Origin of the sequence: Gordonia hydrophobica NBRC 16057 (assembly GCF_001592365.1) — a bacterium.
Lineage (GTDB): Bacteria > Actinomycetota > Actinomycetes > Mycobacteriales > Mycobacteriaceae > Gordonia > Gordonia hydrophobica.
The window spans coordinates 96,693-112,085 of the sequence record NZ_BCWU01000005.1; the positions used below are offsets into that span (position 1 = coordinate 96,693).

Annotated in this window: 13 protein-coding genes and 1 pseudogene; 8 read left to right on the plus strand and 6 right to left on the minus strand. The window is 66.6% G+C overall.

Features of this window, described 5'->3' with window-relative positions; all coding sequences use genetic code 11:
- Positions 1–118: 118 nt before the first annotated feature.
- Together GH2_RS22280 and GH2_RS21605 are read left to right on the plus strand one after the other, a co-directional pair.
- Positions 119–283, plus strand: a pseudogene (locus GH2_RS22280) (hypothetical protein); the annotation flags it as partial.
- Between the two features lie 58 nt (positions 284–341).
- Positions 342–722, plus strand: coding sequence for a DUF6037 family protein (locus GH2_RS21605; RefSeq protein WP_157086058.1), 381 nt, complete (start codon positions 342–344; stop codon positions 720–722).
- Between the two features lie 725 nt (positions 723–1,447).
- Here the strand turns inward: GH2_RS21605 and GH2_RS10125 are convergent.
- Positions 1,448–1,975 (minus strand): hypothetical protein, encoded by a 528-nt coding sequence (locus GH2_RS10125; protein ID WP_066166869.1) that lies wholly within the window; start codon positions 1,973–1,975, stop codon positions 1,448–1,450.
- Positions 1,972–2,607, minus strand: coding sequence for a hypothetical protein (locus tag GH2_RS10130; RefSeq protein ID WP_157086059.1), 636 nt, complete (start codon positions 2,605–2,607; stop codon positions 1,972–1,974). Before GH2_RS10130 ends, GH2_RS10125 begins: the two co-directional genes overlap by 4 nt.
- Positions 2,608–2,780: 173 nt before the next feature.
- On the opposite strand from GH2_RS10130, the gene GH2_RS10135 reads away from it, so the two are divergent.
- On the plus strand, positions 2,781–3,605 hold the full coding sequence (locus GH2_RS10135; RefSeq protein WP_066166876.1) for an SDR family oxidoreductase: 825 nt from the start codon (positions 2,781–2,783) through the stop codon (positions 3,603–3,605).
- Between the two features lie 64 nt (positions 3,606–3,669).
- Here GH2_RS10135 and GH2_RS10140 read toward each other — a convergent pair whose 3' ends face one another.
- A complete protein-coding gene (locus tag GH2_RS10140; protein ID WP_066166879.1) occupies positions 3,670–4,419 on the minus strand; it encodes a 3'(2'),5'-bisphosphate nucleotidase CysQ in 750 nt (249 codons plus the stop codon).
- Positions 4,420–4,529: 110 nt separating this feature from the next.
- Between GH2_RS10140 and GH2_RS10145 the strand changes: the two genes are divergently transcribed.
- The gene (locus tag GH2_RS10145; RefSeq protein WP_066166882.1) at positions 4,530–5,414 is read left to right on the plus strand and encodes an Fpg/Nei family DNA glycosylase; all 885 of its coding nucleotides are present in this window, start codon (positions 4,530–4,532) and stop codon (positions 5,412–5,414) included.
- 4 nt (positions 5,415–5,418) lie between these two features.
- On the opposite strand, the gene GH2_RS10150 is transcribed toward GH2_RS10145, so the two are convergent.
- Both GH2_RS10150 and GH2_RS10155 read right to left on the minus strand, forming a co-directional pair.
- A complete protein-coding gene (locus GH2_RS10150; RefSeq protein WP_066166885.1) occupies positions 5,419–6,627 on the minus strand; it encodes a glycoside hydrolase family 183 protein in 1,209 nt (402 codons plus the stop codon).
- Positions 6,628–6,711: 84 nt separating this feature from the next.
- Positions 6,712–7,767 (minus strand): glycoside hydrolase family 183 protein, encoded by a 1,056-nt coding sequence (locus tag GH2_RS10155; RefSeq protein ID WP_239588758.1) that lies wholly within the window; start codon positions 7,765–7,767, stop codon positions 6,712–6,714.
- 116 nt (positions 7,768–7,883) lie between these two features.
- On the opposite strand from GH2_RS10155, the gene GH2_RS10160 reads away from it, so the two are divergent.
- Positions 7,884–8,624 carry an SDR family oxidoreductase gene (locus GH2_RS10160; RefSeq protein WP_066166888.1) on the plus strand — a complete coding sequence of 247 codons (741 nt, stop codon included), beginning with the start codon at positions 7,884–7,886 and terminating at the stop codon, positions 8,622–8,624.
- Between the two features lie 56 nt (positions 8,625–8,680).
- Positions 8,681–10,375, plus strand: coding sequence for a glucose-6-phosphate isomerase (gene pgi / locus GH2_RS10165; protein WP_157086060.1), 1,695 nt, complete (start codon positions 8,681–8,683; stop codon positions 10,373–10,375).
- A 4-nt stretch (positions 10,376–10,379) separates the two neighbouring features.
- Here pgi and GH2_RS10170 read toward each other — a convergent pair whose 3' ends face one another.
- Complete coding sequence (locus tag GH2_RS10170) at positions 10,380–10,679, minus strand: chorismate mutase (RefSeq protein WP_066167352.1); 300 nt, start codon at positions 10,677–10,679, stop codon at positions 10,380–10,382.
- Between the two features lie 203 nt (positions 10,680–10,882).
- Between GH2_RS10170 and GH2_RS10175 the strand changes: the two genes are divergently transcribed.
- Complete coding sequence (locus GH2_RS10175) at positions 10,883–12,712, plus strand: hypothetical protein (RefSeq protein ID WP_066166891.1); 1,830 nt, start codon at positions 10,883–10,885, stop codon at positions 12,710–12,712.
- Positions 12,713–12,817: 105 nt separating this feature from the next.
- Positions 12,818–15,331, plus strand: a complete 2,514-nt coding sequence (locus GH2_RS10180) for a UvrD-helicase domain-containing protein (protein WP_066166894.1) — start codon at positions 12,818–12,820, stop codon at positions 15,329–15,331.
- The last annotated feature ends 62 nt before the right edge of the window (positions 15,332–15,393 follow it).

The following is a 15,393-nucleotide window of genomic DNA, read 5'->3' on the forward strand; positions in this document are numbered from 1 at the left end:
GCTTGTACTGGGGGTCGGCCGCTCGCTCCTACCGCCGCTGTTGTCATACGGTCGTGGTAGGGGTGGCAACATGACTCCGACGATGGCATTGCCTGCCCTTGCTGACTTCCACCGATCGATGCTTGCTTGCGGTGCGCGGAGGGCGCACTTCACCATCCAGAGTAAGGGCAGGGCGATTGGCGTCGACTTCTACACTGACTCCAAGCCGTTTGAGCTGGTTTTCTCGTACAAGTTGTTCAACCCGGTGCTGATTGAGGTGCGTCCAGGCTACCGGGTGCCAATCATCCTTGACGATCAGTACTTCCCGATGCGGGACCTTCTCGGCATCGAGTCAGGTGGCGATGGACCGTGGAAGCCGAAGGACTTTCTTTGCAAAGCTCAATGGACTGATTCCGGAGCGCTACGTCGAAGACTCACACGAGTGTCGGCCGGAGCATGCTGCCCGCTACCCTCGCCTCGACATTGAGGACGCGGACAAGACCATGTACTGGTATCACAAGGACTGGGTCCAGATGGGCGTCACCGGCGAACGGCTCCAGTCCCTGCCGTCACCGGCGAATCTCGCGAAGACCGAACGCCTGCTCGGTGTCGGGATGGCGGACTTCTGCCGTCGACGGCACATCAGTATCTGTTGGACTGCGCGTAAAGGTGACGAATCGGCGCATCGCGTCGCTGACATTGAACAAAGCCTCGGATTTCGAAGGCCAGCAGCAGGAGTGTGAACCGGTGCGCTGGGGCGTGGTGGGCCGAACCAGTAATCGCAGGGTGTCGCCACCAGGTCATCTGACGCCAAATGAGACCTCCCGCAGCACGATGGTGGTGGGAAACCCGGATGCAATCCTGTCGCCATGACACAAATAGACACCCTCTTGGGCTCAATCCTGGCAGTACTCGCAATCGCAATGTGGACCGGCGGCGTCCTGGCATTTGCGATTGCTTCCGTCCTCATCATTCGGTCCAGCGGTTCACCGCGCCCCAGACTTGTCGCCTGTGCCTGCTTCGGCGTCGCACTCTGTCTGGTCGCATCGCTGGTTCTGCTGCCGAAAGCGGTCGGATTGGTTGGTGTCTGAGGAGGCAGGGACACTGGGCCAGCGACAGGCTGCGATCGTGCCGATGTTGCTACCAGCGTCGATTTGCAGTGCCCCTCCGGCGGAGGGGCGGGCGAGTTACGTTACGAATTGGCTCGATCCGGGTTACGACGGCCAGCGTCGCGATCCCCGGACCTCAACCGACGTGAACTTCATCCAGTCCCACGAGAGCTGGGACTGGCTGGGGTTGGGCGGACGATCGTGATCGGTCGCCGGGCCAGTCGTGTCGGCGGTGTGGATGGGGATCGAGTCGCCGACGGAGAAAGTGTACGTGAGGCGGTGTCCGCACCGGGCAACACCTCGCGTCCCGCTCAGTGCACGTGCGCTCGGTCATGACCGACGTTCTCGTTGCTGTCAGTTCAGGAGTATTCGACGGTCTGCACGTTGACGGTGACTTCGGTGTCCCCGTCGGTGAAGACGAGGAAGATGTTCGGCGGCAGCTGATCGAACTGCATACGTGGTGCGTAGCCATGGTTGCTGAAGTCCCAAGCGATGGTCTGCCTGCCGGCAGTCATCGCCTTGTCCGGGTCGATGACGAGGTCGTCGTCGGTCAGCGGCTCCACGACGTGCAGTTGTGCGTGCAGTCCTCTCGTCGGCTCGCCGTCGAGAGTGATCTGTGCTTCGACGCGGGCCTGGTCCTGGCCGTCGCCGGCCTTGGTGATGGTCGCAAGCTCGTCGACCACGATCCGAGTTCCCGCCAGGTCGAACCGCTCGTCACGCTGACAGGTGACCGGCGTGGCGCTCATCTCGCAGTCCGTCACCCGGTCCGAGAAGAGACTGCAGCCGGTGACGCCCAGGACGGTCGACACGAGCAGGAAGACGACGCTGAGGAAGCGCCCCTTCATCGCCGCCCACGCCGTGACGAAGGTGCCGGACCCATCGGTCATGGGTGCGTCCTTTCTGCCTCGTCGCTCCACCCTTCGAAGTGTGCGTCGGTGAGGTCGTCGGGGTCGAGAGTGTTGTGACGAAAGCGGATCGAACGGCCGAGCCAGGCGTCCTCGGAGACCCTCGCGTCAGCGCCCCAATAGATGTGCCGTCGAATCGCGTGCCCGTCACCGATCTCGGCCGCCACGACGAGCGTGTACCGGTCCTCTGCACTGCCGTTGTCATCTCTGCCCTCTCGGGACGTGATCTCGTCGACGACGCCCGCGGAATGGTATCCGTCCGCGAAGATCGCTCTGCGGAGGCGGCTGCCGGCGATGGCCTTCAACAGGCCGCCGATCCCGGCCACGCCAACGATGGCAATGGCGCCGAAGAAGATCTCATAATGGTCGATCCTAGCGATCCAGAACCAGATGAGGAGACCGATGGCGACCGGGATCGCGATCAGGTAGAGACATAATCCACCGGCGAGAAGGACGGTGCCGATGTTCATGAGCTTCGCTGACCGCCGGATCTTCGTCCGTGTATCGGTGGTGCGGGCCAGAGCCTGCCATTGTGCGAGCTGATGTGCACCGATCCAGTGGGGCCGCGTGTCTCCCTCACCGCCCCACACGTCGCCGGGAGGTACTTCCGTCATGATTCACCTCTCAGCGAGATGTTGCCGCACCTGAACTTTTGACTGCCGACCGCGATGTCTACTGCTATCGGTCCATATCGTTCCATGGCAGGCCGAGGCCACGGTCATCGCGGGAGCAGTCGTCGCGATCGCCATCGGCCGGGATGAACGCGGGTGTCGACTACCGTAGGTGCATGACCAAATCGATCACCGGACAGCGGACTGTACTGGTCACCGGGGCAAGCAGTGGAATCGGCGAAGCCGTGGCGCGGCAGTTCGTGGCTCTCGGCCACAAGGTGTACGGCACCAGCCGCAACCCCGACACCGTGAAGAACCCGATCCCGGGCGTCACGTATGTGCGCCTCGACAACGCCGACTACGCCTCGGCGAAAGCCTGCGCGGAGGCGGTCGGCGACCTCGACATCCTCATCAACAATGCGGGTGAGAGCGCGGCAGGCGCGTTCGAGGACACACCGATGGACGCCGTCGAGCACCTGTTCCAGGTGAACGTCTTCGGTCCGGTCGCACTGACCAAGGCGGTCCTGCCGCGCATGCGCCACCGACGGGCCGGCACCATCGTCATGGTCGGGTCCATGCTCTCGAGCTTCCCGGTCGCGTTCCGCACCAATTACGCAGCCACCAAGTCGGCGCTGAAAGGCTACGCGATGGCCCTGCGGCGCGAGGTGGCACCGTACGGCGTCCGCGTGACGACGGTGGAACCCGGCACCATCGCCACCGGAATCGGCGATCGTCGCACCATTCACATCAAGCCCGACTCGGTGTACCGCGAAGAATACGAGACCCTCGCCGCGGCCACCCGCAAGAACGAGGCCAAGGGGATCTCGGCGACCGACATGGCCAAGACCGTCGTCGAGGCCGCACTGGCAGAGAACCCGAAGCCGCTGTACGCCCGCGGCAACCGCGCGCCCGTCGTTTTCACGCTGCGCAGGCTGGTTCCGCGGCAGGTGGTTCTGGACCTGACGGCCCGAATTCACGGTTTGAAGAAGATCACTCGCTGACGGCGGGATTGTGTCGTCGCATTGGTCGCTACGACCGATACGACGACACAATTCTCTTCCGTGATCACCACGGGGACGCGACGGCGTCGAGGATTGCCCCGGCGATCTCCTGGCGACAGATGATGAAGTCCGGCATGTACGCGTGCGGGGTGTTGTAGACGATCGGGCTGCCGTCGAGGCGCGAACAGTGCAGACCCGCCGCGAGGGCGACGCCGACCGGCGCGCAGTTGTCCCACTCGTACTGTCCGCCGGAATGCACATACGCGTCGGCATCGCCGCGCACCACCGCCATCGCCTTGGCGCCCGCCGATCCGATGCGGACCGTGTCGAGGCCGAGGCGGTCGGCCACCGCGGCCGAATGATACGAGTGGCCGAAGCGAGAGACCGCGAGGCGATGCGTCAACGGACCGTCGACCACCGGGACCTCGTCGCTGCGGAAGATCTCCCGGTGTGCCGGCAACGAGACCGCGGCGATGTCCGGCGCCCCGTTGATCGTGAGCGCGACGTGGACCGCCCAGTCCGCGGTGCCCATCGCGAACTCGCTGGTCCCGTCGAGCGGATCGATGATCCAGACCCGCTCGGCGGTCGCGCGATCACCGACGTCCTCGGCCTCCTCGGAGAGCACGGCGTCGTGTGGGCGGTGGCGTCGCAGGACCGTGGAGATCCAGGCCTGCGCCATTGCATCGCCGACATCGCCGACCAGATGACCGGTGAGCAGTTCGCGGTGCCGGATGCCGACGAGGATCTGCCCGGCTCCCTCTGCGATGGCTGCGGCCAGGTCGGCATCGGACATCGCAGCAGAAGAATGGGCCATCCCTCAACTTCATCACATCGCCGACCCGCGACGTCGTCGACCCGACCGTCGCGGCGCAGCACCTCACCGACTGCCCACACGAACGCCCTCGACTGGAGGACACTGAGGACATGCCGGAACTCCCCGAAGTCACCGCCATCGCCACGTTCCTCGACTCACGCGCGGCGGGCCTGCCCATCCGGCGGGTCGACGTCGCCTCCCTCGCCGTGCTCAAGACCGCCGACCCCGCCTATACCGCGCTCGCCGGGCGGACCGTGTCGGCGGTGGACCGGATCGGCAAATACCTGATCATCCGCACCGTCCCCGGGGCCGACGGCGGCGACCCGGAGATGGACCTCGTCATCCATCTCTCCCGCGCCGGGTGGGTGCGGTGGAGTGATGCGCTGTCACAGACTCCACCCAAGCCCGGCGGAAAAGGACCGATCGCTCTGCGCGTGCACTGCGGACTGCCGGGCGAAGGGTTCGACGTCACCGAGGCGGGCACGCAGAAGCGGCTCGCCGCGTGGATCGTTCGCGACACCGACGACGTCGAGCGCATCGCCACTCTCGGTCCCGACGTGCTGAGCCTGAGCCGCGACCGGCTCGCCGAGATCCTCGCGGGCAGCGCCGCGCGCGTCAAGAACCTGCTGACCGATCAACGCGTGATCGCGGGCGTCGGCAACGCGTACTCCGACGAGATCCTCCACGTGGCGCGGTTGTCGCCGTTCGCGACGTCGAAGAATCTCAGTGGCGAGCAGATCACCGCGCTGTACGACGCGACCCGATCGGTGTTGCTCGACGCGGTGACCCGACTGGAGGGGCAGGAGGTGGCGCGCCTCAAATCGGAGAAGCGGACCGGCCTGCGCGTACACGCGCGGACCGGTCTGCCGTGCCCGGTGTGCGGCGACGTGGTCCGCGAGGTGTCGTTCGCCGACCGCTCGTTCCAGTACTGTCCGACCTGTCAGACCGGCGGCAAGATCCTCGCCGACCGCCGAATGTCGCGGCTGCTCAAGTAGCCGGTCAGCGACGGATGGTGGTGCGGACCAGCAGCACGTTGTAGTCCTCCCACCGACTGGCGTTGAAGTACAGCTCCGGGCCGGTGCCGCGCAGTGCGGGCGAGTCGGGGAGCATCATCGGCGCGTACAACTCCAAGCTCGCCGGCGCGACCCGACGTGCCGGGCTCCACGGACCCTGCGGGTGCGCCGCGGTCCGCAGCAGCACGCCGCGCGGGCTGTCGAGCATCACGTAACGGTTCAGGTACGGGCTCCACGAGACCGACAGCTCGGTGACCGGGCCGCGCACGATCGCGCGGGCCGCATCGGGGTTCCCGACCCAGGCACGGCCGTTCCAGTACTGGTACCGGCTGCGGTTCAGGATGTCGCCGGGACGGAATCGCGCGACGTACGCGGCCCCGAAACGACCGTTCGGAGTGCCGTACTGGTAGACCCACCCGCTCTCGGCGCCACCGCCCTTGGCGTAGGCGCTCTGCTGGAACTTGGCGTCACCCGCCTGGAACGACGGCCAGTCGGCGGGCACCGGAATGGTGATGCCCGCGTTCACGCGGATTGTGTTCGGCGGCGTGTACCAGCTGTGGCCGTTGTTGTTCGAGACCGCGATCGCCGAGTAGTTGGTGTACCAGCGGCTCGGCGGGCCCCACGCGCGGACGGACATGTAATTGACGTACTGCTTGCCGCCGAGCGAGATGCCCGCGGTCGGAATGGCGGTCTTCTCGACGCCGTCGACGCCGATGGCGTTGAACATCTCGCGCGCGTAGCCCCGCCCGCTGAGACTCAGCCCATCGGCCAGGTTGCGGTCGTTCGACCGCAACAGGACATTGTTGCGCCACTGCTGATCAGGTGTCAGGCAGTTGCCGAAGGTGTCGCCGAATGCCATCAGTGTCTGCCCGCGCCCGTTGTCCCAGGCGACGCCGACGTCGGTCCCGGAGATGCCGAAGCGGCCGAAGGTGTGGTTGCGGCTCTTGGGCCCGGTGACCCACCCGATGGTCTTGGTGCCGCCGTGGTCGTACGCGGGCATCTGTTTCTGCGGACCGATCGGAGAACCGCCGCGGGGGAACAGTTTGTTGATGATCGGGATCGGCACGCCCGTGCCGCTGTTGCTGCACGATCTGGCGTCGGCGACTCCCGGTGCGCCCGGGACTGCGCTGATGAGGCCTGCCGACACCACGGTAGCGGCGAGGAGGGAGGTCAGTCGTCGAACAGTCAGATGCATGGGCTCTCGATCCGGTATCTCGGGGGCGCGTCCTTACCTTGGTATCAGGTCACACTCAGTAAAGAGAAGTGACCTGGCCGATCGTTATCTCAGCGTGGTTCGCATCAGGACGACGTTGTAGTCGTTCCAGAGGCTGCCGTGGAAGTACAGTTCGCGGCCGGTTCCGAGGAGTGCGGGCGACTGCGGGAGCATCATCGGGGCGTAGATGCCGTACGTCGGACGGACCAGCGTGGTCGGCGAGCTCCACGGTCCTTCGGGATGATCGGCGGTCCGCATCTGCAGGCCGAGCGGGGGACTCTGCAGCATCACGTACTTCCGCAACCGTTCGCTCCAGGCGACCGACAGTTCGCTGACCGGGGCTCCGACGACCCAGGCGTGCGACGCCGTCGCCAGCGCATCGATCGACGTGGCCCAGTCCGTGCCCGTCCAATACTGGTACCGGTCGAGGTCGAGGACGTCGGCCGGGCGGAAGCGGGCGAGATAGGCGGCGCCGGAGCGGCCGTTGGGGGTGCCGAACTGATAGATCCAGCCGTCGTCGTCGCCGTGGCCCTTCACATACGCGGCCTGCTGGAACTTGGCGTTGTTCGCGTTGATCGTCGGGGCATCGCCCGGTGTCGGGATGGTGGCGCCGACGTTGATGCGCAGGGTGCCGGGGTCGGTGACCCAGGTCTGACCGTTGTCGTCGGAGACGGCGATCGCCGAAAAATTGGTGTCCCACTGACCCGGGGCGCCCCATTTCCGCACCGACATGTAGTTCAGGTACTGCTTGCCGCCGATTTCGACGCCGGTGGTCGGAATGGTGGTGACCTCCACGCTGTCCCAGCCGATGGCGCCGATCATCTGGCGTGCGAGGCGCGGCTGGTCGGCGGCCACCGAGGCGCCCGACGTGATGTCGCCCGGCACGCCGTCGGCGATGCTGAGGCCGTCGGACAGATCGGTGTCGTCGGTCCGGAGCAGCACGTTGTGGCGCCACTGGTGGCCGGCGTCGGCACAGTTGCCGAAGGTGTCGCCGAACGCCATGAGGGTTTGCCCGGTGCCGTTGTCCCACGCGGCGCCGATGTCGGTCCCGGAGATCCCGAAGCGGGTCAGGGTGCTGTTGGTCTCCCAGGGAGTGATGTCGCATTCGCCGACGATGCGCATGTGGCAGAAGTGACTCAAATTATAAAAGGAAATCATGATCGCTGGGGCGTGACCAGCGTTCTGCGGTCACGATTGAATTTCGACCCGATACTGACTCGTCGGTAAGATGCTGGACCATGACGCGCGAGAAGATCATCATCACGGGAGCGAGCTCCGGGCTCGGCGAAGGCATGGCGCGGGAGTTCGCCCGCCGCGGACGCAGTCTCGGCCTCGCGGCCCGACGGATCGAGCGACTGGAGTCGCTCGCCGCAGAATTGACTCCGCAGGCTCGGCGCGTCGCCGTCGCCCAGCTCGACGTCACCGATGTGGATGCCGTACCGGTCGCCTTCGCCGAACTCGCCGACGAGCTCGGAGGAGTGGACCGAGTGATCGTCAACGCCGGACTCGGCAAGGGCGCGCCCATCGGGACCGGGAAGGCAGCAGCCAACATTGAGACCGTCCAGACGAACCTCGTCGGCGCGCTCGCCCAGATCGAGGCGGCGATGGCGATCTTCCGCGAGCAGAACCACGGACACCTGGTGCTGGTCAGCTCGATGAGCGCGGTGCGCGGGTTGCCGAAGGCGCAGGCGGCGTACTCGGCGTCGAAGGCGGGCCTGTCGGCGCTGGGCCAGGGACTGCAGGCGGAGTTGACGGGCAGCCCGATCAAGGTCACCGTGCTGCTCCCCGGCTACATCGAGACCGACATCAACAAGGGCGTTCGCACCTCGCTGCTGACCGATACCGCCACCGGTGTGGCCGCGATGATCGCGGCGATCGAAGCCGAGCCGACCCGCGCGGCTGTCCCGTCGTGGCCGTGGACGCCCATCTCGTGGGCCCTGCGTCATCTGCCGGACGCGGTCACCGCACGTCTGATCTGAGGCCGGTTGACCGCAGACATCGGCGGAACCTGATCGGACCGCATACTGTTGGGCGCATGACGACCAATATGCGGGGGTTGTTCGACGGGGGCGCCGACTTCGACATCAGTTCCACCGTGTCGTGGCACGCGCTGGTGACTCATCAGCAACACGTGTACAGCCTTCACCTGCGGGAACTGTTCGTCATGGAACCTGACCGCGGTCGTGAACTCACCGTGCAGGCCGGCGATCTGCGTATCGACTTCTCCAAGAATCTCATCACCGGCGAGACCATCGAACTGCTGGCCGCGCTGGCGCGCGAGGCAGGTGTCGAGGAGAAGCGCGACGCCATGTTCGCGGGGGCGCACGTGAACACCTCGGAAGACCGAGCGGTGCTGCACACGGCCCTGCGTCTTCCGCGCGACGCGGAGCTGGTGGTCGACGGTCAAGACGTGGTCGCCGACGTGCACGCGGTGCTCGACGCGATGGGCGATTTCACCGACCGCGTCCGCTCCGGCGAGTGGACGGGCCACACCGGCAAAGCGATCACCGACGTCGTGAACATCGGAATCGGCGGCAGCGACCTGGGGCCGGTCATGGCGTACGAGGCGCTGCGGCACTACCGCCACCCGGGACTCACCGGGCACTTCGTCTCCAACAGCGACCCGGCAGATCTGGTCGCGGTGCTCGCCGGGCTCGATGCGGAGACCACCCTGTTCGTGGTGTCGTCGAAGACCTTCACCACCCTGGAGACCATCACCAACGCCACCGCAGCCAAGGCCTGGCTGCTCGCGGAGCTCGGTGTCGGCGAGGGGGATCCGGCGGTCGAGAAGCACTTCGTCGCGGTGAGCACCAACGCCGACGAAGTGGCGGCCTTCGGCATCGACACCGACAACATGTTCGGATTCTGGAACTGGGTGGGTGGCCGCTACTCGATCGACTCCGCCATCGGGCTGTCGTTGATGATCGCGATCGGTCGGGAGCGCTTCGGCGAGTTCCTCGCCGGTTTCCACGCCGTCGACGAGCACTTCCGCACCGCGCCGCTCGAGGCGAACGGTCCCGCGCTGTTGGCCTTGATCGGCCTGTGGTACTCGAACTTCTGGGACGCGCAGTCGCAAGCGGTGATGCCGTACTCCAACGACATGGAGCGCTTTCCGGCCTATCTGCAGCAGTTGACGATGGAGTCGAACGGCAAGTCGGTGACCGCAGGCGGCCAGCACGTCACCACGCCGACCGGATCCGTCTACTGGGGTGAGCCCGGCACCAATGGACAGCACGCCTTCTTCCAACTGCTGCACCAGGGAACGTGGCTGATCCCCGCCGACTTCATCGGTTTCGCCAACCCCGTCGACGATCGACTGACCGCCGACGGGCGGTCGTTCCACGACATCTTGATGGCCAACTTCTTCGCCCAGACCGAGGTGTTGGCGTTCGGGAAGACCGCTGACGACATCGCCGACGAAGGCGTGCCGCCGACACTGGTCCCCCACAAGGTGATGCCCGGCAACCGGCCGTCGACGTCGATCCTGGCACCTCAGTTGACGCCGTCGGTCCTCGGCCAACTGATTGCGCTCTACGAGCACCAGACCTTCGTCAAGGGCATGGTGTGGGGGATCAATCCCTTCGACCAGTGGGGCGTGGAGCTCGGGAAGCAGCAGGCCAACGCGCTGATGGGCGTGATCGGCGACGACGCCGTGCCCGCGCCGCTGCCCGATTCGTCGACCGACGCCATGGTGCGCTGGTACCGCGAGCAGCGCGGCCGGAAGGCCTGAGGCCCTAGCGACCCAGCGGGCCGCGGCCCAGGCGCAGAAGCAGCATGGCGAGCGTGTGGCCCTCCTTGCCGAGCGGTTCGAAGCGATCGAGGACCTTCATCTCTCGGCTGTGGACCAGGCGGGGGCCGCCGGTGGCCATGCGGTGGGCGCCGATCTTCTTCGAGACGGCGCTCCGGCGCTGGATGGCGGCGAGGATGACGGCATCCATGCGATCGATCTCGATGCGGAGTTCGTCGATGTCGTCGGGGAGCGCGGCAACGTCGGAGCTCAGGTTCAACGCATCGAGGTCGAGCGCGTACGGCACCGCGGTGCTCGCCGCGTCGGGCGCTGCTGCGGCCGCATCGGTCGCTCCGTCGTCGGTTGCCCTGCCGCCTTGCTGCTGATCATCCTGGTCACTCACGGTTTCTGATTTTGCCACGTGCGACCGGTGTGTCCGACAGCGCGTAGGGTGTGCCCGCGAGGAGACCAGCGGTCATCCGCGCAGGCGACGCAGAGGAGAATGACGGAATGATCACCGCCAGACGGGCCGGCGCCGTCGCCGTGGCACTGATTGCGGCGCAACTCGTCGTGCGCGCAGTGCTGGTGGCGTGGGGTGACTTCTACTGGGACGACCTGGTGCTGATCGGTCGCGCGTCGTCGCACTCGATCGTCAGTTGGGACTACCTCGCGCACAGTCATGACGGCCACTTCATGCCGGGCGCGTTCCTCGTCGCGGGGGTCAGCACGCTGATCGCGCCGGTCCAGTGGTGGCTTCCCGCAGCGACGTTGGTGGTGTTGCAGGCGATCGCGTCGTTCTCCGTGTGGCGGATGATCCGGGTGATCGCGCCGCGGCAACTCGGCTGGGGTCTCGCCGCACTCGCGTTCTACCTGCTGACCCCGATGACGGTGGCGGCATTCGTGTGGTGGGCTGCGGGTCTGAACACGCTGCCGATGCAGGCGGCGATGGCGATCGTGGTGGCCAACGCCGTGATCCTGGTCCGCGACCGCCCCGACGAACGGCGCACGCGACGCCTGCTGATCGGCGCCGTGGTCGCGTTCGTGGTCGCTCTGCTCTTCTTCGAGAAGTCGCTGTTCATCGTGCCGGTCGCCTTCGTCGCGGCTCTACTCGTGGTGCGTGGCGGCACGCATCCGGCGCCGGAGGGCGACGTCGACTACCGCCGGTCGCCGCTCACCCAGACCTTTGTCCGGGCACGCACTCTGTGGCTGATCCTCGGCGGCATCTTCGTCGCATGGACCGTGCTGTTTCTCGCGACGTCGACGGCCACCGCCGGCTCGCATTCGATCGGGCAGACCTTCCATTTGGTGTGGCGGACGGTCAACAACGCGATCGTCCCGTCGTTCGTGGGCGGTCCGTGGTCGTGGAGTCGCTGGACGCCGTCGCCGCCGATGGGCTTCCCGTCGGTGTGGATGATCGTCGTCGGGTGGCTGCTGCTGGTAGCGGTGGTGCTGGTCACGGTGAAGGTCAAGCGCGGCGCCGTCGCCATCTGGGTGTGTGCGCTCGGCTATGCGGTCGGCGCACAGATCCCGGTGATGTGGAATCGGTCGAGTGAGAACACCGCACTGGAACTCGCGCAGACCATGCGGTACCTGCCGGACGCGGCGCTGGTCCTCACCATTGCGTTCGCGCTGCTGGCGGCAGCTCCGCGCGACGTCGGAGCGCACTCCGCGGACATCACGGCACGCGCGCGGCCGGTGGCGGCGGTCGGCATGGTCGGCGGTGTCCTCGTCGCCGTGTCGGCGTTGGTCGCGACCATGGCGTACGGGCAGTCGTGGCGCGACGACCCGACCGGCGACTACCTCGCCAACGCCCGTGCGTCACTGGCGCAGATGGACGGCAAGACGATGTTCGACCAGCCGGTCCCGCTCGAGGTCCTGCTGCCGGTCGCGTACCCGAACAACATGATCAGCCGGGTCTTCGGCGGACTCCGGAAGCGCCCCGACTTCGGGAACGTGACCGATGATCTCCAGGTCCTGGATCCGGAGGGCAGGCTCGCCCGCGGCGCCGTGATCGGACTGCGCACCTTCTCGCCGAGTCGCGGGAGCTGCGCTCGACCGCGGATCGACGGACCCACCGAGCTGCCGCTGAGTGGCCCGCTGATGGACTGGAAGTTCACCGTCGGTTTCAGCTACTGCGCCGACCGCGACGGCGTCGTCGAACTCCGGTTGGAGGGCGGAAGCCCCGTCGAGGCGCCGGTCCGCGCCGGTCTGCATGCGTTGTACGTTCAGCTCGAGGGCCACGGCACCGACCTCCGGATCCGGCCCGTCACGCCGGGGCTGCGCCTGCACACCGGGGACGGCAGGGTCGGCGAGCCCGCGGTCGCCGCGCTCGTGCCGTAGTCGATTGATCACCGCTCCGCCGGGGGAGGCGGCTGTGGCGTGAGATCGGTCCGAGCCACCAGCGGCCACGGACCTGTCAGACCTCGCGGGTAGCCTGGACAGGCCATGAACACTTCACTTGCCGCCTTCGACGAGACCACGCTCAGCGACCGGGGACGCGAGCTCCTCGACGGACTCAACCCGCAGCAACGGGAGGCCGTGCTGCACGCGGGGTCGCCGCTGCTGATCGTCGCCGGCGCAGGATCGGGTAAGACGGCTGTGCTGACCCGACGCATCGCGTTCCTGCTCGCCGAACGCGATGTGACACCCGGCCAGATCTTGGCGATCACCTTCACCAACAAGGCGGCGGCGGAGATGCGGGAACGCGTCATCGACCTCGTCGGACCGCGCGCGGCGTACATGTGGGTGTCGACCTTCCACTCGACGTGCGTGCGGATTCTGCGTGCGCAATCGGGTCTGCTCGGCAACCGCAACTCCAACTTCTCGATCTACGACGCCGACGACTCGCGTCGGCTGCTCGGCATGGTGGTTCGCGATCTCGACCTCGATCCGAAGAAATTCAGTCCGCGCGGCGTCGGAACGCAGATCTCGAACTTCAAGAACGAGCTCAAAGATCCCGAGGACGCCGCCGCCGACGCCGCGGCCGAAGGCAACACCGACCTCGCGGCGGGCACCATCGCCCAGATCTACGGCGAATATCAGCGACGCCTCGCGGCCGCGAACGCCTTCGACTTCGACGACCTCATCGGCGAGACAGTGTCCCTGCTGCAGCGGCATCCGAACGTCGCGGAGTACTACCGACGTCGATTCCGCCACGTCCTCATCGACGAGTATCAGGACACCAACCACGCCCAGTACGTGCTGGTCCGCGAACTCGTCGGCGACCGCGTCACCGAGGCGGGACTGGAGCCGTCGGAGCTGTGCGTGGTCGGCGACGCCGACCAGTCGATCTACGCCTTCCGCGGTGCGACGATCCGCAACATCGAAGAGTTCGAGCGCGACTACCCCGACGCCGCCACCATCCTGCTGGAGCAGAACTATCGCTCCACACAGACCATCTTGTCGGCCGCGAACGCCGTCATCTCACGCAATGCCAACCGTCGCGAGAAGAAGCTGTGGACCGACTCCGGCGACGGCGATCTGATCGTCGGCTACGTGGCGGACTCCGACCGTGACGAAGCCGCCTTCATCGCCAAACAGATCGAGGAACTCGTCGACTACTCGATCGGCGGGTCGTCGAGCCACACCTACGCCGATGTCGCCGTGTTCTACCGCACCAACACCGGATCGCGGTCGTTGGAAGAGGTCTTCGTCCGCCACGGCATCCCGTACAAGGTGGTCGGCGGCACCAAGTTCTACGAGCGCAAAGAAGTCCGCGACATCGTCGCCTACCTGCGTGTGGTCGCCAACCCGGACGACTCGGTCAGCCTGCGCCGTATCCTCAACACGCCACGCCGCGGGATCGGTGACCGCGCCGAGGCCTGCGTCGCCGTGCACTCGGAGAACTTGGGCATCAGCTTCTACCAGGCGCTCGTCGATGCCACCGAGAACCGGGTCGCACTTCTCAACACCCGCGCGGTCAAGCAGATCACCGGCTTCGTCGATCTCATCGAAGGGCTGCGCAGCGACTTCCTGATGGCGTTCGGCGCCGTCGGGGGAGACGCGGTCGACGCCGCCGTGGCCGATGCGACGACCGAGGGCGCCGATGTCGGTGATCTCGTCGACGCCATCGTCGATCGCAGTGGATACCGTGCCGAACTCGAAGCGTCCAACGACCCCCAGGACGCGGCGCGGATGGACAATCTCAACGAGCTGATCGCCGTCGCCCGGGACTTCAGCGCCGAAGCAGCGCAGGGCGATGACAGTGCGGACGAGGACGGCGACGCGGCTGACGACTCCGATGCCGGCGAGATCATCGGCGATGGCGAGCCGGAGCCCGGTTCGCTCGCGGCCTTCCTGGAGAAGGTGGCCCTGGTCGCCGACGCCGATCAGGTGCCGGACGAGGGGGAGGGCGTCGTCACGATGATGACCCTGCACACCGCCAAGGGGCTCGAATTCCCCGTCGTCTTCGTGACCGGTTGGGAGGACGGGCACTTCCCGCACATGCGCGCCCTCGGCGATCCGGCCGAGCTCAGCGAAGAACGTCGCCTCGCCTACGTCGGGATCACCCGTGCCCGGGAGAAGCTGTATCTCACACGCGCGATGTCGCGGGCGTCGTGGGGGCAGCCCGTCTCCAACCCCGAGTCGCGGTTCTTGCAAGAGGTCCCGCAGCACCTCATCGACTGGCAGCGGACCGAGCCCAAGCGCGGTATGCGCGACCTTGGTGCGCGCGGCGGCAGCTTCGGTTTCGGCTCCGCGCGCGGCGGGTCGTCGTTCGGCGGTTCGGACTCCGGTTTCGGGGCGGGGTCGCGCGGGCGCTCGTCCGACCCCACGCGCGGTCGCAACAAGAACGTGCACTATGACATCGGCGATCGCATGAACCATCCGCAGTACGGAATGGGGAAGGCTGTTGCCAAGGAGGGCAGCGGCGTCACCGAACGCATCACGTTCGATTTCGGCGGCAACGTCGGACGAGTCACGCTGATGACCGTCGGCGGCCTGCCGGGCGAGAAGCTGTAGCGCTCAGGGAGGCGAGTGTCGCGTGCGATCCGCGCGCCTACGCGGCACTCGAGACCATCGTC